Below are 22,248 nucleotides of genomic sequence, written 5' to 3' on the forward strand. Positions count from 1 at the left end.
TGCACGCACTCTCGCCGCACCGGGCCCAGACCCGAGTACATCCAGTACGAGGGTCTGGGCCCGGCACGGCGAGAGCACGCACCTGACGCCGCCCGGCCCGCCCTTCGGGCGGACGACGGGACTTTCGCAACAGGCCCTAGAAGCCGTGCGGCAGCCAGGGCGCCACCGCGGACCCGAAGGCCACCGACGCCTCCGCCAGCGCCCCCTGCCGCAGCTCCCGCACCCGCCCGGCAGCCGCCAGCGACGCCAGGCTCACCCCGCCCAGATAGGCCGATCCCAACTCCCGCACCGACAGGGAGAGATCGGCCGGCTCCTCGGTGCGCTTGCAGCTCGCGCCCTTCGCGTCGCCCGTGAGCCGCCAACGCCCGGCGTTCCAGGTGCAGAACGCGTCGTCGACCTCGAACACCACGTCCACCGGCGTCTGGTACGTCCGCGCCTCCAGCGCCGCGCCCACGTCCACCAGCCGCACGTGCAGCGCGTCCTTGACCTGCACGGAGCACCGGCGGATGTCGGAGACCAGGTGCAACCACGGTTCGTCGACGGGCCGCGCGGGCGCGACCACCGTCGACGTCAGATCGATGTCGAAGAGGAACCGCCACAGCGCCGCGTGCGCGGCCGGGTCCAGGGCCTCCAGGGCACTGACGTGCACGGCACCCCGGGGACCGGACCGGTCCCAGTCCGGCTTGACCCGGAAGCGGGCGTACCCCACGACGTCCGCGCCCCGCTCGGCCAGCACGCACTGCAGCGGGGACCTGCCGCCCCGGTCGCTCTCCGGGTCCAGCAGCCCGAGCCGCTCCCAGCCGGGCCGCCGCGCCAGCATCCCCGGCCGCTCGGGCACCCGCTGCGCGTACAGCGCCTCGCACGCGTCCAGCGCGTCGGCGGGCGCGACGTACCGCAGCCGTACGTCGTCGGTGCCGGGCGGCACCGTCAGCCGTACGCGGGTGGTGTCGACCTCGACGTTGAGCTGGTGGGTGGCGGCGCCGTAGCCGAACCGGCCGTATATCTCCGGTTCCGAGGCGGTCAGTACGGCGAGCGGCTCGCCCCAGGAACGGACGTCGTCCAGCTGCCGCCGCATCATGGCCCGCAGCAGCCCGCGCCGCCGGTGGGTGGCGGCGACGCTCACCATGGTGACGCCCGCGGCGGGCACCGAGGCACCGCCGGGCACGGTGACCCGGAAGGTGAACGCGCCCGCCGTCCCCACGCACGCGTCGCCGTCCCAGACCCCGAGGGACCGGTCGTGCTCCGTGAGCGCGCGGTCCAGTTCGAGCTCCTCCGGGGACTCGGGCACACCGCCGAAGGCCCGGATCAGCGTGCCGAACCACACGTCCCAGTCGGGTTTCCGCAGCACGCGCACGTCAGTCTTCATGTGCCATGCCTACCAGTGCGGTCCCGGGCGGGCGAGCTATTTTCGCCCCGGGTCTTGCGGCCGCCCCGCGGGGTGCCGTCGGGTGGGATCCGTGTGAGATTCGTCGTGAGCGGGGTCTCGGAAGGGGGACAAGTGGGACCTCCCGTGCACGGGAGCAGGTCCGATGGATAAGGTCCCCAATCAATGGCAGAAGGACGAGAGCGGCGCGCGGCGGCCGATACGTTCACGGCCCGGTTGAAGAAGCAGGTGCACCGGGCCCGCACCGGCCTGCGCAAATCCGCCGTGGACTACTTCCGCGGCGACGGCTCGGACTGGATCGCGCTGGTCGGGCTGATGCTGACGATCCCCGTCATCGCCTCCTTCACGATGATCAACTCGGTCTGGGTGTCACCGGCCGCGCTCGTGCTGCCGATCGTCGCGGGCGGTCTGCTGCTGCGCCCCGCCAGCCTGCTCGCGCTCTACGCGGCCGCCGCGTCCGCGCTGATAGTGGAGTCCGTGCGGCTCGGCCCCTACACCGAGGGCCCGTCCCGGGTGACGCCGGGCACCGTCCTCGTCGTCGCGGCCTGTGGTTTCTTCGGCCTGCTGATCGCCCAGTTCCGCAGCCGGGTGGGCGTGCCCTGGAGACGGGGCGGCACCATGCTGTTCGACCTGCGCGAACGCATCCGGGTGCAGAGCAAGCTGCCGCCGCTGCCGGCGGGCTGGCACCGCGAGATGGCGCTGCGGCCGGCCGGCGGCCAGTCCTTCTCCGGCGACTTCGTGGTCGCGGCCCGCACCAACGGGGGCCGCACGCTGGAGGTCGTCCTGACCGACGTCTCCGGCAAGGGCATGGACGCGGGATCGCGGGCGCTGCTGCTGTCCGGGGCGTTCGGCGGACTGCTGGGTTCCCTGCCGCCGCACGCCTTCCTGCCCGCCGCCAACGGCTACCTGCTCCGCCAGGACTGGGACGAGGGCTTCGCGACCTCCATCCACCTCGTGCTCGACCTGGACTCGGGCGACTACGAGCTCTTCACCGCGGGCCACCCGCCGGGCCTCCAGCTCAACGCCGGGAACGGGCGCTGGGAGCAGAAGGCGGCCGAGGGCCCGCTCCTCGGCGTGTACGACGGCGCCCAGTTCGACCCGGTCAAGGGCTCGCTGCGCCCCGGCGACGTACTGATGCTGTTCACGGACGGCCTGGTCGAAACGTCGGAGCGGGACATCGTCGAGGGCATCGACCGCCTGACGGGCGAGGCCGACCGCTATGTCGTCGGCGGGTTCCGCGGCGCGGCCTGGCACCTCATCGAGGCGGTCGCCAAGGACGTCAACGACGACCGGGCGCTGCTGCTGATCTGCCGCGAGGGTCCCACGGCACGGTGATCCGCCGCCGACGCGCGGACGCCGTACGGGCGGGGCGCGGTGGGCACCCCGCCCGTACGGCGTCGGGCGGTACGGGCGGTATCAGCGGTACAAGCGGTAAGAACGACCCTCCGGTGGGGCCCTGACGACGAGCGTCACCCCCGGGCCCCCCGGCGGCGGGCGTCACCCCACCAGCTCGGGATCGCGGGTCCTGGGCTCCTCGCGCTCCGGCAGGAAGCGGGCCAGCCAGTGGGACCGGGACGCGACCATCGGGCCGAGCACCGCCAGCAGCAGGACGTACCCGGCGATGAAGGGCGAGAGCCGGCTGTCGAGCCCCGCCCCCGCCGCCATGGTGGCCAGGATCAGCGCGAACTCGCCGCGCGCCAGCAGGGTCGTCGCGATGTTCGCGGCCGGCTGCGCCCCGAAGGAGTACATGCGGGCCGCGGCCATCCCGGCCAGGACGTTCATCACCAGCGTCAGCACGACGGCGATCAGCACCGGCCACACCACGCTCAGCAGGTCACCGGGGTCGATGTTGAGTCCGAAGCCGAAGAAGAAGATCGCCCCGAAGGCGTCCCGCAGCGGGTGCACCAGCGTGCGTATGCGCTCACCGGAGGCCGTGCTGCCCAGCATCAGACCGACCATGAAGGCGCCGATCGCGTCCGCCACGCCGAACCACTCCGACACCCCCGCGACGAACACCGCCGCGCCGAGGAAGGAGATGACGAGCAGCTCGTCGTCACGGGTGGCGAACAGCCGGCCCACGATCCGCGTGCCGAACCGCGCCGCCAGCGCCAGGAGCAGCAGGAAGCCGAACGCCTTGCCCGCGTCCAGCGCGGCGGCGGACAGCGAGTCCGCCCCGGACAGGATGGGCTGCAGCGCCGCCAGGTACAGGGCGAGGAAGATGTCCTCGACCACGATGATGCCGAGGATCGGCTTGGTCTCCGGATTGCCCAGGCGGCCCGTGTCCACGAGCACCTTGGTCACGATCGCGGACGAGGAGATGCCGAGCACACCGGCGAGCACGAGGGCCTCGGACGTGCCCCAGCCGAGGGCGAAGCCGAAACCCAGACCCGCGCCCACGTTCAGCGCGAGGTAGGTGCCTCCCGCCATCGCCATCCGGCGCCCGCCCGCCTTGAGGTCGTCGAGGTGGAACTCGAGCCCCAGGTAGAAGAGCAGCAGCACCAGACCGAGCGCGGTGAGCATCTCCAGGTCGTGCGGATCCGACAGGAGCACGACGCCGGGCGTGTGCGGGCCGAGCAGGATGCCGGCCAGGATGAACAGCGGGATGGTGGGCAGGCCGATGCGCCCGCCGAGCCGCGCGAGGACGGCTGCGGCGAGGAACGCCCCGCCCATGGCGATGAGGGTGTCTGCGTGTCCGATGGGCCCTACCTCCAGTTCGGCATGTGCGACGAGCGCGCGGGTATATGTATGCGCAAGTACGCGGGGTCGGTGGTGTCGCTGCGACGCGGGGACTTGCACGGTGCAAAGGAAGCGTCAAGGAAGCGTCAATAGTTACTTTACCAAAGTATTGCGGACGCGGGCAGCACGCTTATGGACACTGGTGCTGTGACCCCCCTGACGCTCACCGAAGTCGAGATCCTCGCCCGCGCGGCGCACGCCGCCCAGACGGACAAGGCCGGACAGCCGTACGCGGAGCACCTCCGGGCCGTGGCCGAAGGGGTACGCGCACGGGGCGGCGACGACGAACAGATCGCGGCGGCCTGGCTGCACGACGCGGTGGAGGACGACGCGCTGTCACAGGAGTGGCTGCGCGCGGCCGCCCTCACGGACCGCACCAAGGCGATCGTCATGGCCCTCACCAAACGGCCGGGCGAGCCTCCCGAGGCGTACGCCGCCCGCATCCTCGCCACCCCGGGTGCCCGCCTCGTCAAGGAGGCCGACCTGGCGCACAACGCGGACCCGGCCCGGCTCGCCGTCCTCGACGGGGCGACCCGCGACCGGCTGGAGCGGAAGTACGCCCACATGCGGGGCCTCCTCGGTCTACGGCGGAGGGAGACGCCCTGAAGGACCGCGGGGAACCGCGTGACCAGCCGCGACGGACCCGCGGGTGACCGCGGGTGAAGCAGAGGACCGGGCGGAGGAGGAGTCCTCCGCCCGGTCCGTGGCAGGTGGCCGTACCGCCCGGTCAGCCGCCGGAGGCGCTCCGCCGGAACGCCCACTCCGCCCTCGGCTCCATGGCGAAGCGGAACACCCGCCGCACCGGCGCCGTGCACAGCGCGGTGACGAGGGCCGCCGCGAGCAGCGTCACGAAGACCATGCCGAGGGGCTCGCGCACCCAGGCGTAGGCGTCGTACCAGCCCCAGAAGCGGGACCCCTTGATCAGGAAACCGTGCAGCAGATAGCCGTACAGCGTGCCCGCGCCCAGCGCCGTGAACCACGTCCTGCGCCCCGGCACCCAGGCGAAGAAGCAGGCCGTCAGCACCATGGAGCAGCCGAAGAGCGCGAGCGTCATGACGACACCGGCCCACCACGGGGCGCCCAGTTCCTGCGCGCTGTCACGGTGGTAGAGCCAGGCCGTGTCCATGCGCGGACCCGCCCAGTACGCCAGGGCCAGGGCGGCCGCGAGGACCGGCACCGAGAGGACGCGCACCGCGCGGCACCGCACCAGCCGGAAGTGCTCGGGCCTCACGAACAGGCCGATGACGAAGAACGGCAGGAACTGCAGCACGCGCTGCAGGTCCAGGTCGTCACCGATGTCGGGGGAGGCGGAGGCAAGGACGGCGATGCCGAGCGCGAGCGGGACGGGCCACCGCACCACCTTCCACAGCGGGGTGGTCAGCCGCCACACGAACAGCGCGGCCAGGAACCAGGTGAGGTACCAGGGGTCGAGCAGGCTGATCGGATGGGTCGGATCGTCGTCACCCCAGCGCTTGAACAGTGAGTACGCGACCTCGAAGAGCACGTACGGCACGGCGATGCCGGTGACCAGCCGCCGCAGCCGGTCGGGGCGCATGTCGAAACTGCGCGAGAAGTAGCCGGAGATGATGATGAACGCCGGCATGTGGAAGCCGTACACGAACAGGTAGAGCGCCTCGGCGACGCGGCTGTCGGCGGTGAGCGGCTGCCAGGCGTGGGCCGTCGCGACGAGCACGATGGCCAGGTACTTGGCGTTGTCGAAGAAGGCGTCGCGCTGTCCGGCCGTTGCGGCCCCCGGCGCGGCGGCCTGCCGCGCGGGCCGAGTCGACTCGGGGGCGCGGGAGGCCGGTGTCGGCTCCGCGGGCTGTTCGGCGGGCGGGAGCGGCGCCCTGGTGTGGCCGTGCGGTCGCAGCGAGTTCGTCACGGACCTTCCTCCCGCCGGAAGCTCGGCGGGCCGGTCCGCGCACTCGCTGCGCGTGCGGGGGACGGGGCAGCGGTGAACATCTGAGGCACCCTAGCGTTGTCTGCGGGAATCCGTGAAACACCCGGCTGGAAAGCCGTATTAACGCGGTACAGGTACCCGGAATTCGAGGAAGTGAGCATCCTGCAAGGCAAGGCCGCACCTCCCTGTCACCCGAGGGGATGTGCCCTCTCCTCACCCCTTATGCCCTTGTTCATCACACCCAAAGCAGCGCATAACGGGCGCGGGTGACGTCAGTCGCATGCTCCCCGCGTCCGACTTTTCGGACCTGTTTCCGGTTGCTCTCGACCGTCCCCGATGTGTCTGTGCGAGTAATAGGAATTACTTGCGAACGCCCCGTGCGCGCCTGCCGGGACCGCCGTCAATTGCCGGCCGGGCGACCGTTCGAATTGCCGTGCGGGGCGCGGGTGCCCCGGATGCGGACGCGCAGGTCCCGGGTGTGGGATGGCCGACGTTGCGTCACGTCCCGCATATGCGGGCCTGGTTGGTGGCACGATGGTTCTGGCGGGGGTGCGCGGGGTCGGCACCCCCGGGCCGGGAGCGGACCGACCGAGGGTGTGATGAGTTGTGGCCATTTCGCTGTCAGTGGTGCTGCTGCTGGCGATCGTCCTGATAGTGCTGATGCGAGGAGGCTCCCTCAAGGCGGGCCCGGCGATCGTCGCCATCCTCTTCGGCTTCTTCCTCGCGTCGACCGGTATGGCGGACGACATACAGCGCTTCCTCAACTCCATAGCGGACACCATCAACTCGATCCAGTTCTAGCCGCCGTCGCGGACGCCGGCCCGGCCCCCGCCGGCCTCGCGGCACGGACGCGTGCGGTCACGGGGACGCACCTGGTGACCGGGTGACTGGGACGAAGGGGTGAAGGGGCGATTCGCCGGACACGGGACACGGCTGGGAAAAGACCGAGGGCCGGGTGGGGAGACGATCTCCCACCCGGCCCTGAGCCGTGCTGGAGCGGGCGACGGGAATCGAACCCGCGTAGCTAGTTTGGAAGACTAGGGCTCTACCATTGAGCTACGCCCGCATGCATCGCGCCGCACCCCGCCGTGGAACGGCGAACGCGGCACTGGAGGCATCGTAGCGGGTCGTACGCCTCCGTCGCACACCCCGTCGCGGGTCACCCCGACGCGTGAGCTGTCCTCGTGAAATGCCGCGACCCCACTGCGTGCGGGCATGTACCCTACGTGTCGCACCGACGGGGTGTGGCGCAGCTTGGCAGCGCGTCCGCTTTGGGAGCGGAAGGCCGTGGGTTCAAATCCCGCCACCCCGACCACCGGCCGGAACCGGCCGAGGCGGCCCGCCGCGGCCCCGGACCTCCAAGATCTCCTTTTGGGGCGTGTAGTGCCTCCGGTTACTATGCAAGCTGCGCGCCCGTGTGTCTGCCCTGTCAGGTCTCTCAGGGGCTCGCGAATCCGCTGAGGCCCTGCCCGGTCGCCCGATCCGGCAACGGCCCGCAGCAGAACCCCCAAGAAGTCAGCCACAAGGAGACCGAACCGTGAAGAGCGCCGTGGAGACCCTGAACCCGACTCGGGTTCGGCTCACTGTTGAGGTGCCCTTCGAGGAGCTCAAGGACAGCCTCGACGCGGCGTACAAGAAGATCAACCAGCAGGTCACGGTGAAGGGCTTCCGCAAGGGCAAGATCCCGGCCCGCGTCATCGACCAGCGGTTCGGCCGCGGTGCGGTCCTGGAGGAGGCGGTCAACGAAGCGCTTCCGAAGTTCTACACCGACGCGGTCAACGAGGCCGAGCTCAACGTCCTGGGCCAGCCCGAGGTGGACATCACCGAGCTGAAGGACGGCGAGACGCTGAACTTCACCGCCGAGGTCGACGTCCGTCCCACCCTCGAGATCCCGGACTACTCCGGCATCGAGGTCGAGGTCGACGCCGTCGAGGTGACCGACGAGGACGTCGAGGAGGCGGTGGAGCAGCTCCGTGAGCGCTTCGCCTCGACCAGCCCGGTCGAGCGCGCCGCCGAGGACGGCGACGTCGTCACGATCGACCTGGAGGCCAAGGTCGAGGGCGAGGTGCTGGAGGACGGCATCGCCAGCGGCGTCTCCTACACGATCGGCTCCGGCGAGCTGCTGGACGGCATCGACGACGCCGTGAAGGGCCTCGAGGCCGGCGGCGAGGGCACCTTCACCTCCGAGCTGAAGGGCGGCTCGGCCGCGGGCAAGGAGGCCGAGGTCACCGTCAAGGTCACCCAGGTCGCCGCCCGTGAGCTGCCGGAGCTGGACGACGACTTCGCCCAGCTCGCCTCCGAGTTCGACACCCTCGAGGAGCTGAAGGCGGACAGCCGCAAGCGCCTGGAGAACACCAAGCAGTACGACCAGGCCACGCAGGCCCAGGAGCGCGTGCTGGACAAGCTGCTGGAGCTCGTCGAGGTGCCCGTCCCCGAGAAGCTGCTCGAGGACGAGGTCAACACCCGCAAGCACAACCTGGAGCACCACCAGCTCGGCCAGATGGGCCTGACCCTCGACAAGTACCTGGAGATCCAGGGCAAGACCGCCGAGGAGTTCGAGACCGAGACCCGTGAGGCCGCGGTCAAGGGCATCAAGACCCAGTTCGTCCTCGACGAGCTCGTCAAGCAGGAGAAGCTCAACGTCAACCAGGAGGAGCTCACCGAGCACCTCATGCGGCGTGCGGCCTCCTCCGGCATGTCCCCCGACCAGTTCGCCCAGGCCGTCGTCGAGGGTGGCCAGGTGCCGCTGCTCGTCGGCGAGGTCGCCCGCGGCAAGGCCCTCGCGGTGGTCGTCGAGTCCGCCACGGTGAAGGACACCAACGGCGAGGTCGTCGACCTGGACGACGAGGACGAGGCCGAGGGCGAGACCGGCGCCGCGGAGGCCGTGGAGGCCGCCGCCGGGGACGAGTCCGCGGAGCAGGCCGAGGGCAAGGCCGACCAGAAGGCCGAGGAGAAGGCCGCGGAGAAGACCGAGGGCTGATCCTCGCGTCACCTCCACGCAGTACGACGGCCCCGGGGGCGGAACCCCGGGGCCGTCGGCTTCCCCGGGCCGCCGCCGGACCCGTCGGACCGCCGGGCCCCCGCCCCGGACGGAGCAGGCGGCTGCGGCACACCGGCACTCCGGCGCTCCGGCGCCCTTCGGCGGCGCGAGCCCGCTCGGGCGAGGGCGCTTTCCCGTCTCCTCCCGGTGGAGCGGCATGCGCTGACAGCGAACAGTCCGGGAAACCGGGATGGCACCCGCCTGCCTGCGCGTTAGGGTCCATGAATACGAGGGCAGGGGAGTCCCCGGAGCCGCCCGCCCAGGGCGGGCCCAGGGTCCCAGGCCCCGGCAGAACACGTGAGACGGCCCGGCGCCGTCGTAAGACGAGCAGGTGGATACGTGACGAATCTGATGCCCTCCGCCGCCGGCGAGCCCTCCATCGGTGGTGGCCTCGGCGACCAGGTCTACAACCGGCTGCTCGGCGAGCGGATCATCTTCCTCGGCCAGCCGGTGGACGACGACATCGCCAACAAGATCACCGCGCAGCTGCTGCTCCTTGCCGCCGACCCGGACAAGGACATCAACCTCTACATCAACAGCCCCGGCGGTTCGATCACGGCCGGTATGGCGATCTACGACACCATGCAGTTCATCAAGAACGACGTGGTGACCATCGCCATGGGCCTCGCCGCCTCGATGGGCCAGTTCCTGCTCAGCGCGGGCACGCCGGGCAAGCGGTTCGCGCTGCCCAACGCCGAGATCCTGATCCACCAGCCCTCCGCCGGTCTGGCCGGTTCGGCCTCCGACATCAAGATCCACGCGGAGCGGCTGCTGCACACCAAGAAGCGCATGGCCGAGCTCACGTCCCACCACACCGGCCAGTCGGTCGAGCAGATCACCCGTGACTCCGACCGCGACCGGTGGTTCGACGCCTACGAGGCCAAGGAGTACGGCCTGATCGACGACGTGATCACCTCTGCCGCCAGCATGCCGGGCGGCGGCGGCACCGGGGCGGCGTAAGCGGCGCACACCGGCGCGGGCCGGAGCGTCCGTGCTCCGGCGCGTGACCTCGTACGACGGCGCGGGACCGATCCTCCACAGCCGATGGACATCGGCGGTGCACCGGAACCGCGTACGGCCGATGTACGACGGCGCGCGGCCGGTGCACCGCGGACCGGCCCGACTCCGCAAGCCCCCTTCAAGCCCCAGCCGACCGCCTCAGCCCCTCTCAAGGCTCCCAGGAGACCCACAGTGAACGACTTCCCCGGCAGCGGCCTCTACGACCGTGTGCGCGCCGAGTACACCGGCCCGCAGGCCGAGTCCCGCTACGTCATCCCGCGCTTCGTGGAGCGCACCTCCCAGGGCGTCCGCGAGTACGACCCGTACGCGAAGCTCTTCGAAGAGCGCGTGATCTTCCTCGGCGTGCAGATCGACGACGCCTCCGCCAACGACGTCATGGCGCAGCTGCTGTGCCTGGAGTCGATGGACCCCGACCGTGACATCTCGGTCTACATCAACAGCCCCGGCGGTTCCTTCACCGCGCTCACGGCCATCTACGACACGATGCAGTTCGTGAAGCCGGACATCCAGACGGTCTGCATGGGCCAGGCCGCCTCCGCCGCCGCGATCCTGCTGGCCGCCGGCACGCCCGGCAAGCGCATGGCGCTGCCGAACGCGCGCGTGCTGATCCACCAGCCGTACAGCGAGACCGGCCGCGGCCAGGTCTCCGACCTGGAGATCGCCGCCAACGAGATCCTCCGGATGCGCTCGCAGCTGGAGGAGATGCTGGCCAAGCACTCCACCACGCCGATCGAGCGGATCCGCGAGGACATCGAGCGTGACAAGATCCTCACGGCCGAGGACGCGCTGTCGTACGGCCTGATCGACCAGATCATCTCCACCCGGAAGATGAACAACGCCGACGTCCGCTGACGGCGGGATCCCCGGCTCACGCCTGGCCGTGAGGTGGGGGAAGCTGTATCGTCTGCCGCCCCTTGACACGGTTTGACACGGTGCACGTCAAAGTGAACCGTGCCAAGGGGGGCCCGAACGGGGGGCTCGGCAAGGTACCGTCGGACATAAGGCAGCACCAGGAGCCGCTGGACGTAGGCGTCTCCCAGGCGAAGGGGAAGCACACCGTGGCACGCATCGGTGACGGCGGCGATCTGCTCAAGTGCTCGTTCTGCGGCAAGAGCCAGAAGCAGGTCAAGAAGCTCATCGCAGGCCCCGGTGTGTACATCTGCGACGAGTGCATCGATCTCTGCAACGAGATCATCGAGGAGGAGCTCGCCGAGACGAGCGAGGTGCGCTGGGAGGAGCTCCCGAAGCCCCGCGAGATCTACGAGTTCCTCGAGGGCTACGTCGTCGGCCAGGAGGCCGCGAAGAAGGCCCTGTCGGTCGCGGTGTACAACCACTACAAGCGGGTCCAGGCCGGTGAGAACGGCGGCGCTCAAGGCCGCGACGACGCCATTGAGTTGGCGAAGTCCAACATCCTCCTGCTGGGCCCCACGGGCTCCGGTAAGACGCTGCTCGCGCAGACGCTCGCGCGCATGCTGAACGTTCCCTTCGCCATCGCGGACGCAACCGCGCTGACGGAGGCGGGCTACGTCGGCGAGGACGTCGAGAACATCCTGCTCAAGCTCATCCAGGCGGCCGACTACGACGTCAAGAAGGCCGAGACCGGGATCATCTACATCGACGAGATCGACAAGGTGGCCCGGAAGAGCGAGAACCCGTCGATCACGCGCGACGTGAGCGGCGAGGGCGTGCAGCAGGCACTGCTGAAAATCCTGGAGGGCACCACGGCCTCCGTACCGCCGCAGGGCGGCCGCAAGCACCCGCACCAGGAGTTCATCCAGATCGACACGACGAACGTGCTGTTCATCGTGGGCGGTGCCTTCGCGGGCCTGGAGAAGATCATCGAGTCCCGGGCGGGCGCCAAGGGCATCGGCTTCGGGGCGACCATCCGCTCCAAGCGCGAGCTCGAGGAGAAGGACCAGTTCGAGGACGTCATGCCCGAGGACCTGGTGAAGTTCGGGATGATCCCCGAGTTCATCGGCCGTCTCCCCGTCATCACCTCCGTGCACAACCTCGACCGCGAGGCGCTGCTCCAGATCCTGGTCGAGCCGCGCAACGCGCTGGTGAAGCAGTACCAGCGCCTGTTCGAACTCGACGGTGTGGAGCTGGACTTCGAGCGCGAGGCCCTGGAGGCCATCGCCGACCAGGCCATCCTCCGCCAGACCGGCGCCCGCGGCCTGCGCGCCATCATGGAGGAGGTCCTCCAGGCGGTGATGTACGAGGTCCCGTCCCGCAAGGACGTGGCCCGCGTGGTCATCACCGCGGACGTGGTCCTGTCGAACGTGAACCCGACCCTGATCCCGCGGGACGCCCGCGGGCGGGGGTCGGGGGAGCAGAAGACGGCGTAGCCGTCACCCATCCGTACGGCGAGGGGCCCCGGTCGGTCGACCGGGGCCCCTTCGCGCGTGCTCGCGGTGCTGCGGTTCAGAGCTTGACGCGCACTTCGTTGCGGAACTCGGCCGCCGTCTCCGCCACGGCGTCCAGGTCCGGGGTCTTGCCGGACATGGCGTCCGCCAGGTCGATGTGCATGAAGACACCCACCGTGCTGTGGTCGCCCCAGATGCAGACCGGCATGCTGATCTCCGAGGGTCCGGAGGTGCCCCCGCCGCCCAGGCCGGTGTTCGACTTCACCTCCTGGCACTTGAGGACCGCGCTGTCGAGCGCCGCCGGCGTGAACTCCTGGGGTTCGCCGACCACCTCTCCCGCGTCCGGCTCCTCCGTGGCGCCCTTCCCTATCTCGGTGAACATCTCGTCGACGACCGCTTCCGGGTCCTCGATCTCGCCGTAGAAGCCCACGAACGGGAGCATCTTCATGGCGAGCGGGTTGTTCTCGTCCCCGGCCTGGTACTGGGCGCTGACGCTCTGGGCGTCCTTCACGCCGTGCTTCTCGGCGTCCTTGAGGTCGTCCTCGCTGAAGGCGTCGCCGAGACCACCCGTCTCCTCGCCCTTCTTGTACTCACCGCCGAGCACCGTCGCCGGTGCCGTCAGCTTGTGCGCCCCGTCGTCCGCGATGTCCGAACCCCCACCGCTGCTCTGACCGAGGACGACGTACGCGCCCACGGCGATCGCGGCCACGACCGCCACCGCGCCGATGATCATGGCCGTCTTCTTCTTGCCACCACCGGGCGCGGGCGGCTGCGGGACGCCGCCGTACGGCTGCTGCTCGTACGGCTGCTGGCCGAAGGGCTGCTGGCCGTACGGGGGCTGCCCCTGCGGGGGCTGGCCGTAGGCGCCGGGCTGCTGCGGCGGGACGCCCGGCTGCTGCGGGGGCTGGCCCTGCGGCGGCTGCTGGGGGTACCCGTAGCCGGGCTGCGGGGCCGGTGCCTGGGGCGGGTAACCGTAGCCGGGCTGCGGGGCCTGCGGCGGCTGACCGTAGGGGCCCGGCTGGCCGTACGGTCCGGGCTGCTGGGGCTGCCCGCCGTACGGGCCCGGCTGGTGGTGACTCATGTCTGGGTTCCCCCTCAGGTGCTTCAAGCGTTCCGGACATCCTGACGCAGAGCCAGCACACAGGAAGCACCGGGGGTCGCACCGTTACCAACAGAAACGAGTTTCGGGACCGGTCCGTGACACCTCTAAACTGGGCCCGTGACCGAGAACCCTCAGCAGCAGCCCACAGCGCCCACCACCGAACTGCCGACCCAGTACGCGCCGGCCGACGTAGAGGGGCCGTTGTACGAGCGCTGGGTGGAGCGGGGTTACTTCGAGGCGGACGCGAAGAGCGACAAGCCGCCGTACACCGTCGTCATCCCGCCGCCGAACGTCACGGGCAGCCTCCACCTCGGGCACGCCTTCGAGCACACCCTCATCGACGCCCTGACCCGCCGCAAGCGCATGCAGGGCCACGAGACGCTGTGGCAGCCCGGCATGGACCACGCCGGCATCGCCACGCAGAACGTCGTCGAGCGCGAGCTGGGCAAGGAGGGCAAGTCCCGCCACGACCTCGGCCGGGAGGCCTTCGTCGAGCGCGTCTGGCAGTGGAAGGGCGAGTCCGGCGGGCAGATCTCCGGCCAGATGCGCCGCCTCGGCGACGGCGTCGCCTGGTCGCGCGAGCGCTTCACCATGGACGAGGGCCTCTCGCAGGCCGTCCAGACGATCTTCAAGAAGCTCTACGACGACGAGCTGATCTACCGCGCCGAGCGCATCATCAACTGGTGCCCGCGCTGCCTCACCGCCATCTCCGACATCGAGGTCAACTACCAGGACGACGACGGCGAGCTGGTCTCCATGAAGTACGGGGAGGGGGACGACACGATCGTCGTCGCCACCACCCGTGCCGAGACGATGCTCGGTGACACGGCGGTCGCCGTCCACCCCGAGGACGAGCGGTACCAGCACCTCGTCGGCAAGCTCATCCGCCTGCCGCTCACCGACCGCTCCATCCCGGTCGTCGCCGATGCCCACGTCGACCCGGAGTTCGGCACGGGAGCCGTCAAGGTCACCCCGGCGCACGACCCGAACGACTTCGAGATCGGCCAGCGCCACGACCTGCCCAACATCGCCGTGATGGACGAGCACGCGGTCATCACGGTCCCCGGCCCCTTCCAGGGCCTGGACCGGCTGGAGGCCCGCTCCGCCATCGTCGCCGCGCTGCGCGCCGAGGGCCGGATCGTCGCCGAGAAGCGGCCGTACGTCCACTCGGTCGGCCACTGCTCCCGCTGCCGGACCACCATCGAGCCGCGCCTGTCCCTGCAGTGGTGGGTCAAGGTCGGCCCGCTGGCGAAGGCCGCCGGTGACGCCGTCCGCGACGGCAAGGTCAAGATCCACCCGCAGGAGATGGAGAAGCGGTACTTCGACTGGGTCGACAACCTCCACGACTGGTGCATCTCGCGCCAGCTGTGGTGGGGTCACCGCATCCCCGTCTGGTACGGGCCGAACGGCGAGGTCGTCTGCGTCGGCCCCGACGACGAGGCGCCCACGGGCGAGGGCTGGCACCAGGACACCGACGTCCTCGACACCTGGTTCTCCTCCGGCCTGTGGCCGTTCTCCACGCTCGGCTGGCCGGAGCGGACCGAGAGCCTCGCGAAGTTCTACCCGAACTCCGTCCTGGTCACCGGCTACGACATCCTCTTCTTCTGGGTCGCCCGGATGATGATGTTCGGCCTGTACGCGATGGACGGCACCCCGCCGTTCCACACCATCGCCCTGCACGGCATGGTCCGCGACCAGTTCGGCAAGAAGATGTCGAAGTCCTTCGGCAACGCGGTCAACCCGCTGGACTGGATGGACAAGTACGGCTCCGACGCGCTCAGGTTCACCCTGGCCCGCGGCGCCAACCCGGGCGTGGACGTCCCGATCGGCGAGGACTGGGTCCAGGGCTCCCGCAACTTCGCCAACAAGATCTGGAACGCCACGCGCTTCGCGCTGATGAACGGCGCCACGGTCGAGGGCCCGCTGCCGGACGCCGCCGAGATGTCGGCGACCGACCGCTGGATCCTCTCCCGGCTGAACACCACGGTCGCCGAGGTCGACGCCTTCTACGACGACTACCAGTTCGCCAAGCTGTCGGACGCCCTGTTCCACTTCGCCTGGGACGAGGTCTTCGACTGGTACGTCGAGCTGTCCAAGACGACGTTCATGGGCGGCGGCGAGGCCGCGAAGGTGTCGGGCCGGGTCCTGGGCGAGGTTCTCGACGTCACCCTCCGCCTCCTCCACCCGATCGTCCCCTTCGTCACCGAGACGCTCTGGACCACGCTCACCGGCGGCGAGTCGGTCGTCATCGCCGACTGGCCGACCGCTGTGTCCGTTCCTGGGGCTGACGCCCCGGGCGGCTTCCGTGACGCCGGCGCCGAGCGGGAGATCGAGACCCTGCAGCAGGTCATCACCGAGGTCCGTCGCTTCCGCGCCGACCAGGGCCTTCAGCCCGGGCAGCGCGTCCCGGCCCGGCTGGCCCTCGACGGCACGGCGCTGGCGCCCCACGAGCCCGCCATCCGCCAGCTGCTGCGCCTGCAGCCGGAGGGTGAGGGCTTCACGGCCACCGCGACGCTGCCCATCGCGGGCTGCGAGGTCGCGCTGGACCTGTCCGGGGTGATCGACGTCGCCGCCGAGCGCAAGCGCCTGGCCAAGGACCTGGCCGCCGCCGAGAAGGAGAAGGCCCAGGCCACCGCCAAGCTCGGCAACGAGGCGTTCCTCGGGAAGGCCCCGGACCACGTCGTCGAGAAGATCCGCACGCGGCTCGCCAAGGCGGACGAGGACATCGCGCGCATCCAGAGCCAGCTGGAGCGCCTGCCGCAGGCGTGACCGGCAGCCTCCCCGCCGACCCGCGAGCCCCCGGAACGACACCGTTTTGGGGGCTCGCGGCGTACTGTGCCGGGCGCCTCGGACCGTTGTCGTCGCTCCTCCGTAGACTGGCCCCGTGAGTGAGCTCCCCCCGGACGACAACAACGCGCAGCCCGATCCCCTCGACGACTTCGACGAGATGATCGAGGCGGAGACCAGCCGCGACCCCGACCTCGCGGTCATCGAGGCGGGCAGCCGCACCCTGCGCGCCCAGAGCGGGCCGCCGCGGGCCGACGTCCCCGCGCGCCCGGCCGACCCCGAGACCGACGCGGCCCTGCGCGAGGTGGAGGCCGAGCTCGCCACCCGCTGGGGCGAGACCAAGCTGGAGCCGTCGGTCAGCCGCATCGCCGCGCTGATGGACGTGCTGGGGGAGCCGCAGCGCTCGTACCCCTCGATCCACATCACCGGCACCAACGGCAAGACCTCCACCGCCCGCATGATCGAGGCGCTGCTCGGCGCGTTCGACCTGCGCACCGGCCGGTACACCTCGCCGCACGTCCAGTCGATCACCGAGCGGATCAGTCTGGACGGCGCGCCCATCGAGGCCGAGCGGTTCATCGAGGCGTACCGGGACATCAAGCCGTACGTCGAGATGGTGGACGGCAGCCAGGAGTACCGGCTCTCCTTCTTCGAGGTGCTCACCGGCATGGCGTACGCGGCCTTCGCCGACGCGCCGGTCGACGTGGCCGTCGTCGAGGTGGGCATGGGCGGCAGCTGGGACGCCACCAACGTGATCGACGCGGACGTGGCCGTGGTGACGCCCATCGACCTCGACCACACCGACCGCCTCGGCTCCACACCGGGTGAGATCGCCGTCGAGAAGGCGGGCATCGTCAAGCAGGACGCGACCGTGATCCTGGCGCAGCAGCCGGTGGACGCGGCGCAGGTGCTGCTGAAGAAGGCCGTCGAGGTGGACGCGACCGTGGCCCGGGAGGGCCTGGAGTTCGGGGTCGTCTCCCGGCAGCTCGCCGTCGGCGGGCAGATGATGACGCTGCGCGGCCTCGGCGGGGAGTACGAGGAGGTCTTCCTGCCGCTGCACGGCGCCTACCAGGCGCACAACGCGGCGGTTGCGCTCGCCGCCGTCGAGGCGTTCTTCGGCGTCGGCTCCCAGCGGCCCGACCCGCTCGCCATCGACACCGTCCGCAAGGCCTTCGCGTCGGTGGCCTCGCCGGGCCGCCTGGAGGTCGTACGGAAGTCGCCGACCGTGGTGCTGGACGCCGCGCACAACCCCGCGGGGGCGCGGGCCACGGCGGAGGCGGTGACCGAGGCGTTCGACTTCAGCCGGCTGATCGGCGTGGTCGGCGCGAGCGGCGACAAGAACGTACGGGGCCTCCTGGAGGCCTTCGAGCCGATCTTCGCCGAGGTGGTGATCACCCAGAACTCCAGCCACCGCGCGATGGACGCCGACGAGCTGGCGGCGATCGCGGTCGAGGTGTTCGGCGAGGAGCGGGTCCAGGTGGAGCCGCGGCTGCCCGACGCCCTGGAGGAGGCGATCACGCTTGCCGAGGAGGAGGGCGAGTTCGCCGGCGGCGGCGTCCTCGTCACCGGATCCGTGATCACGGTCGGCGAGGCCCGGCTGCTGCTGGGAAGGGGCTGACATCCGGTGCGTACCCTCTGTGCCTCGACCCTGATCGGCGAGTTCTTCGTCATCGGCTTCGCCGGTCTGGTCGCGATGAAGGACCCGGACCTGTCCATGACGACGGTGTGGACGGTGTGCGGGGCGGCCATGGTCCTCAGCCTCCTGCTGTGCGGAGTGATCACGCGGCCGGGCGGGCTGCAGCTCGGCTGGGCGCTGCAGATCGCGCTCGTCGTCTCCGGGTTCGTCGTCCCCCTCATGTTCTTCATGGGCGCGGTCTTCGCCGCGCTGTGGTGGGCTTCCATCCACTACGGGCGCAAGATCGACGAGGCGAAGGCCCGGTTCGCGGCGGCACAGGGGGAGGCGGCGGGCGGGGCCTCCTGACGCTGCGTGACAAGTGTTCGGCTCTGCCCTGTAGCCTCTGAGCTCCGCACATTCGTGTTCTCACACATGTGAAGAATGAAGGAGTCACCGCCGTGAGCCAGCGCACCCTCGTCCTCCTCAAGCCCGACGCCGTCCGTCGCGGGCTGACCGGCGAGATCATCAGCCGTATCGAGCGCAAGGCCGGGTGGCAGATCACCGCGCTGGAGCAGCGCACGCTGGACCAGGAGACGCTGGAGCAGCACTACGGCGAGCACAAGGGCAAGCCGTTCTACGAGCCGCTGGTCGCGTTCATGGCCTCCGGCCCGGTGGTCGCGCTGATCGTGGAGGGCGAGCGGGTCATCGAGGGCGTGCGCGCGCTCGCCGGCCCGACCGACCCGATCGCGGCCGCGCCCGGTTCGATCCGCGGGGACTACGGCGTGATCGTCCGCGAGAACCTCATCCACGCCTCCGACTCGGAGGACTCCGCCGAGCGCGAGGTCAAGATCTTCTTCCCCGGCCGCGCCTGACGCCCTCCGTACGGGGCGGGGCTGCGAGCCGTCCCGTCCCCGTACGCAAGGCCGAGGTCGGCCTCGTCCGCCCGGTCCAGGGGGCCGGGCCGTCGGAGGCCGCCCGCAGGTGACCGCCTGCGCGGCTGCCGGAGGCCGTCTCCCGACCGGTCACCCGTGATCCCCGGTCACCCCTGCTGCCAGGTCACCCGCGATGCCCGGGCACCCGGCGTCCCCCGGTTGCCCGAAGGCCCCCCTCCCTGCCCGGCCACCCGCAGGGCACTCGCGGCGCCCCGGAGCGCTGCCGCCCCGTCGCACGGACCGGCGCACACCCCACGGGCCACATCCCCTCCGAATCCCCCCATCTCTTCGGCATACGCGTGGCGTGCGGGGGAACGGAACCCCCCGAACGCTCGTCTCCACAAGCGAGGCGACACGTCATCTGCTGACAATGGCGAAGACCCTCGCGCAGTGTTCGTGCGGGCGAGACTACGATGTAAGCCTTCACGTCACAGCACCCACTTCGCCGACCCGAAAAGCCGTCAGTGCTCCACTTCGGGAAGGCCAGACGAATCCTGATGGGGAACTCAATGTCGTTCATCGGCCGTGACATGGCTGTCGACCTCGGGACCGCCAACACGCTGGTGTACGTCAGGGGTCGCGGGATCGTACTCAACGAGCCGTCCGTCGTCGCGATCAATACGAACACCGGTGGAATTCTCGCGGTCGGCGCGGAAGCCAAGAAGATGATCGGCCGGACGCCCGGCAACATCGTCGCCGTGCGCCCGCTCAAGGACGGCGTCATCGCCGACTTCGAGATCACCGAGCGGATGCTCCGCTACTTCATCCTGAAGATCCACAAGCGGAGGTACCTCGCCCGGCCGCGCGTCGTCGTCTGTGTGCCGTCCGGCATCACCGGCGTCGAGCGCCGTGCCGTCATCGAGGCGTCGTCCCAGGCCGGCGCCCGCCAGGTGCACATCATCGAGGAGCCCATGGCCGCGGCCATCGGTTCCGGCCTGCCGGTCCACGAGGCCACGGGCAACATGGTGGTGGACATCGGCGGCGGCACCACGGAGGTCGCGGTCATCTCGCTCGGCGGAATCGTCACGGCGCAGTCGATCCGCGTCGCGGGCGACGAGCTGGACAACGCGATCATCCAGCACATCAAGAAGGAGTACTCGCTCCTCCTCGGTGAGCGGACGGCCGAACAGATCAAGATCACGATCGGTTCCGCGTACGACCTGGACACTGACGAGCACACCGAGATCCGTGGCCGCGACCTGGTCTCCGGGCTGCCCAAGACCGTGGTGATCTCCGCGGCCGAGGTGCGCAAGGCCATCGAGGAGCCCGTCAACGCCATCGTCGACGCGGTCAAGACGACCCTCGACAAGTGCCCGCCCGAGCTGTCCGGCGACATCATGGACCGCGGCATCGTCCTCACCGGCGGCGGCGCCCTGCTGCGCGGCCTGGACGAGCGGCTGCGCCGGGAGACCGGAATGCCCATCCACATCGCCGAGGACCCGCTGGACAGCGTGGCGCTCGGCTCCGGCAAGTGCGTCGAGGAGTTCGAGGCGTTGCAGCAGGTGCTCGACGCCCAGCCCCGCAGATGACGTAACACTTCGATTCCGCCGTACGAGACGATCCCTTCTTGTGCGGCGGATCGTTGATTCTGAAGCATATGCTCCGCACAACACCCGCGAGAGTTCCCGCAGCACCACCGCGAGACTCTCGCTCGGGGTGTTCCCTGTTGATCCCTGATGGACCGTTCATGGTCCATTCGCTGATCCAGATCCATTCCGATGAGGAAGGCACGGCCGCCGCACGTGAGGGACTCTCGAGAGAGCCGGCTGCTCCTGGTGCTGCTGGTCGCCATCTCGTTCGCACTGATCACGGTGGACATCCGCGGCGGGGAGGACTCACCGGTCGACGGTGCCCGTCAGGCCGCGGCCACGGTCTTCGGGCCGATCGAGAACGGGGTCGCCAACGCCGTCGACCCGATCGGCAACGCGATCTCCGCGGTCCGTGACTCCGGCTCCCGCCACGACCGGCTGGCCACGCTGGAGAAGGAGAACGCCGAACTGAAGGCGGCGCTCGGCAGCGACGACCGCAACCGCAGCCGCGTGAAACAGCTCGACAAGATACTGAAGGCCGCCGCGGGCGGGCAGTACGGCATCAAGGGCGCCGAGGTCATCGGCATAGGAGCGGCCCAGGGCTTCTCCTGGACCGTGACCATCGACATCGGCTCGAACGACGGCGTCGAGCGCGACATGACCGTACTGAACGGCGACGGACTGGTCGGCCGCGTCACCACCGTCGGACCGGACACCGCGACCGTGCTCCTCGCCAACGACCCCGACTTCACGGTCGGCACCCGTATGGAGACCACCGACGAGCTCGGCTTCGCCTCCGGACAGGGCGACCGGCCGCTGCGCGTCGAACTCCTCAACGGCAAGGCCAAGGTGAAGAAGGGCGACCGCCTCGTCACCTTCGGCTCGCAGGCCGACCGGCCGTTCGTGCCGGGCGTGCCCGTCGGGGTGATCTCCCGCGTCGACCCCTCCGGCGGCGACCTGACCCGCACCGTGTACGTCGAGCCGTTCGCCGGACTCACCAAGCTCGACCTCGTCGGGGTCGTGGTCGAGGCGCCGCGCAAGGACCCGCGGGACACCGTCCTGCCGCCCCAGCCGAAGGCCACGCCCACGCCGACCGTGACGGTGACGGTCACCCCGTCCCCCGGTGCGCCCGTCGACGGACAGCCGCAAGAGCAGTAGGAGCCGATTCCCATGCGCCTCAACCGGATGCTGCTCTCCACCACCCTGGTGGTCGTCGCCACGGTGCTCCAGGTGAGCGTCCTCGCCCGCCTCCAGCTCCCCGGCGCCGTCCCGGACCTGGTCCTCCTCACCGTCCTCGGCCTCGCCCTGGTGTACGGGCACGTCGGCGGCGCCCTCGTCGGCTTCGGCGCGGGACTCCTCTCCGACCTGGCCCCGCCCGCCGACCACGCCGCGGGCCGCTACGCCCTCGTGCTGTGCGTCGTCGGCTACCTGGTCGGACTGGTGAAGCCGGACAACGGCCGGCTGAAGTCCGCGACCGGCTCGCTGGCCGTCGTGGCCGCCGCCGCGATCGGCACGACCCTGCTGTACGCGGGCGTCGGCGCCCTCGTCGGCGACACCGCGGCCCGCCATGTGGGCCTGCCGGGGCTGGTGTTCACGGCCGCCCTGTACGACCTGCTGCTCGCCCCGTTCGTGGTCCCGGGGATCATGGCGCTGGCGCGGCGCGCCGACAACGACCCGCTCGACGAGGCGAACTCGGCCAAGGCGGCCGACGTCTCCTCCGGCTGGCTCTCCTCCGGGACCGGCCTGCGCATCGGCCCGCAGCGCGGCGGGCGGATGAAGACGGCCAGGGCGCGCACGGCGCGCGCCGGACGCATCAAGGGAGTCAAGCGACTGTGACAGT

Annotated in this window: 18 protein-coding genes and 2 tRNA genes; 15 read left to right on the plus strand and 5 right to left on the minus strand. The window is 70.4% G+C overall.

The window, feature by feature from the left end:
* Positions 1-136: 136 nt before the first annotated feature.
* Positions 137-1,366, minus strand: coding sequence for a GNAT family N-acetyltransferase (locus UW392_RS02850; protein WP_320773232.1), 1,230 nt, complete (start codon positions 1,364-1,366; stop codon positions 137-139).
* Between the two features lie 183 nt (positions 1,367-1,549).
* On the opposite strand from UW392_RS02850, the gene UW392_RS02855 reads away from it, so the two are divergent.
* Positions 1,550-2,719, plus strand: coding sequence for a PP2C family protein-serine/threonine phosphatase (locus UW392_RS02855; RefSeq protein WP_320773233.1), 1,170 nt, complete (start codon positions 1,550-1,552; stop codon positions 2,717-2,719).
* A 162-nt stretch (positions 2,720-2,881) separates the two neighbouring features.
* On the opposite strand, the gene UW392_RS02860 is transcribed toward UW392_RS02855, so the two are convergent.
* On the minus strand, positions 2,882-4,054 hold the full coding sequence (locus UW392_RS02860) for a cation:proton antiporter (RefSeq protein ID WP_320773234.1): 1,173 nt from the start codon (positions 4,052-4,054) through the stop codon (positions 2,882-2,884).
* Positions 4,055-4,267: 213 nt separating this feature from the next.
* Here UW392_RS02860 and UW392_RS02865 point away from each other — a divergent pair, with 213 nt between their 5' ends.
* Positions 4,268-4,726, plus strand: a complete 459-nt coding sequence (locus UW392_RS02865; RefSeq protein ID WP_320773235.1) for an HD domain-containing protein — start codon at positions 4,268-4,270, stop codon at positions 4,724-4,726.
* A gap of 121 nt (positions 4,727-4,847) precedes the next feature.
* Here the strand turns inward: UW392_RS02865 and UW392_RS02870 are convergent, their stop codons facing one another.
* Positions 4,848-6,002, minus strand: a complete 1,155-nt coding sequence (locus tag UW392_RS02870) for an acyltransferase family protein (RefSeq protein WP_320773236.1) — start codon at positions 6,000-6,002, stop codon at positions 4,848-4,850.
* A 624-nt stretch (positions 6,003-6,626) separates the two neighbouring features.
* On the opposite strand from UW392_RS02870, the gene UW392_RS02875 reads away from it, so the two are divergent.
* Positions 6,627-6,821 carry a hypothetical protein gene (locus UW392_RS02875; RefSeq protein WP_320773237.1) on the plus strand — a complete coding sequence of 65 codons (195 nt, stop codon included), beginning with the start codon at positions 6,627-6,629 and terminating at the stop codon, positions 6,819-6,821.
* Positions 6,822-7,012: 191 nt separating this feature from the next.
* On the opposite strand, the gene UW392_RS02880 is transcribed toward UW392_RS02875, so the two are convergent.
* Positions 7,013-7,086: transfer RNA gene (locus UW392_RS02880), tRNA-Gly, on the minus strand.
* Positions 7,087-7,258: 172 nt separating this feature from the next.
* Between UW392_RS02880 and UW392_RS02885 the strand changes: the two genes are divergently transcribed.
* The 5 genes from UW392_RS02885 to clpX all read left to right on the plus strand — a co-directional run bounded on the left by UW392_RS02885 (position 7,259) and on the right by clpX (position 12,425).
* Positions 7,259-7,335, plus strand: a tRNA-Pro gene (locus UW392_RS02885).
* Between the two features lie 222 nt (positions 7,336-7,557).
* Positions 7,558-9,000 carry a trigger factor gene (tig, locus tag UW392_RS02890; protein ID WP_320773238.1) on the plus strand — a complete coding sequence of 481 codons (1,443 nt, stop codon included), beginning with the start codon at positions 7,558-7,560 and terminating at the stop codon, positions 8,998-9,000.
* A 399-nt stretch (positions 9,001-9,399) separates the two neighbouring features.
* A complete protein-coding gene (locus tag UW392_RS02895; protein WP_320773239.1) occupies positions 9,400-10,020 on the plus strand; it encodes an ATP-dependent Clp protease proteolytic subunit in 621 nt (206 codons plus the stop codon).
* A 231-nt stretch (positions 10,021-10,251) separates the two neighbouring features.
* The gene (locus UW392_RS02900; protein ID WP_320773240.1) at positions 10,252-10,932 is read left to right on the plus strand and encodes an ATP-dependent Clp protease proteolytic subunit; all 681 of its coding nucleotides are present in this window, start codon (positions 10,252-10,254) and stop codon (positions 10,930-10,932) included.
* Between the two features lie 206 nt (positions 10,933-11,138).
* A complete protein-coding gene (gene clpX / locus UW392_RS02905; protein ID WP_320773241.1) occupies positions 11,139-12,425 on the plus strand; it encodes an ATP-dependent Clp protease ATP-binding subunit ClpX in 1,287 nt (428 codons plus the stop codon).
* A 76-nt stretch (positions 12,426-12,501) separates the two neighbouring features.
* On the opposite strand, the gene UW392_RS02910 is transcribed toward clpX, so the two are convergent.
* Complete coding sequence (locus tag UW392_RS02910; RefSeq protein WP_320773242.1) at positions 12,502-13,524, minus strand: hypothetical protein; 1,023 nt, start codon at positions 13,522-13,524, stop codon at positions 12,502-12,504.
* A 138-nt stretch (positions 13,525-13,662) separates the two neighbouring features.
* Between UW392_RS02910 and UW392_RS02915 the strand changes: the two genes are divergently transcribed.
* From UW392_RS02915 to mreD, 7 genes are all read left to right on the plus strand, one after another.
* Entirely contained in the window at positions 13,663-16,314 is a 2,652-nt protein-coding gene (locus tag UW392_RS02915) for a valine--tRNA ligase (protein ID WP_320773243.1), read from the plus strand.
* 178 nt (positions 16,315-16,492) lie between these two features.
* A complete protein-coding gene (folC, locus tag UW392_RS02920; protein WP_414495478.1) occupies positions 16,493-17,950 on the plus strand; it encodes a bifunctional tetrahydrofolate synthase/dihydrofolate synthase in 1,458 nt (485 codons plus the stop codon).
* A gap of 6 nt (positions 17,951-17,956) precedes the next feature.
* Positions 17,957-18,313, plus strand: a complete 357-nt coding sequence (locus UW392_RS02925; RefSeq protein ID WP_320773245.1) for a DUF4233 domain-containing protein — start codon at positions 17,957-17,959, stop codon at positions 18,311-18,313.
* Between the two features lie 92 nt (positions 18,314-18,405).
* Positions 18,406-18,819 carry a nucleoside-diphosphate kinase gene (gene ndk / locus UW392_RS02930; protein ID WP_320773246.1) on the plus strand — a complete coding sequence of 138 codons (414 nt, stop codon included), beginning with the start codon at positions 18,406-18,408 and terminating at the stop codon, positions 18,817-18,819.
* Positions 18,820-19,388: 569 nt separating this feature from the next.
* Entirely contained in the window at positions 19,389-20,408 is a 1,020-nt protein-coding gene (locus tag UW392_RS02935) for a rod shape-determining protein (RefSeq protein WP_006133575.1), read from the plus strand.
* A gap of 213 nt (positions 20,409-20,621) precedes the next feature.
* Positions 20,622-21,566, plus strand: coding sequence for a rod shape-determining protein MreC (gene mreC / locus UW392_RS02940; RefSeq protein WP_320773247.1), 945 nt, complete (start codon positions 20,622-20,624; stop codon positions 21,564-21,566).
* 12 nt (positions 21,567-21,578) lie between these two features.
* Complete coding sequence (gene mreD, locus UW392_RS02945; protein WP_320773248.1) at positions 21,579-22,244, plus strand: rod shape-determining protein MreD; 666 nt, start codon at positions 21,579-21,581, stop codon at positions 22,242-22,244.
* The last annotated feature ends 4 nt before the right edge of the window (positions 22,245-22,248 follow it).

This window comes from Streptomyces sp. CRN 30, assembly GCF_034105845.1.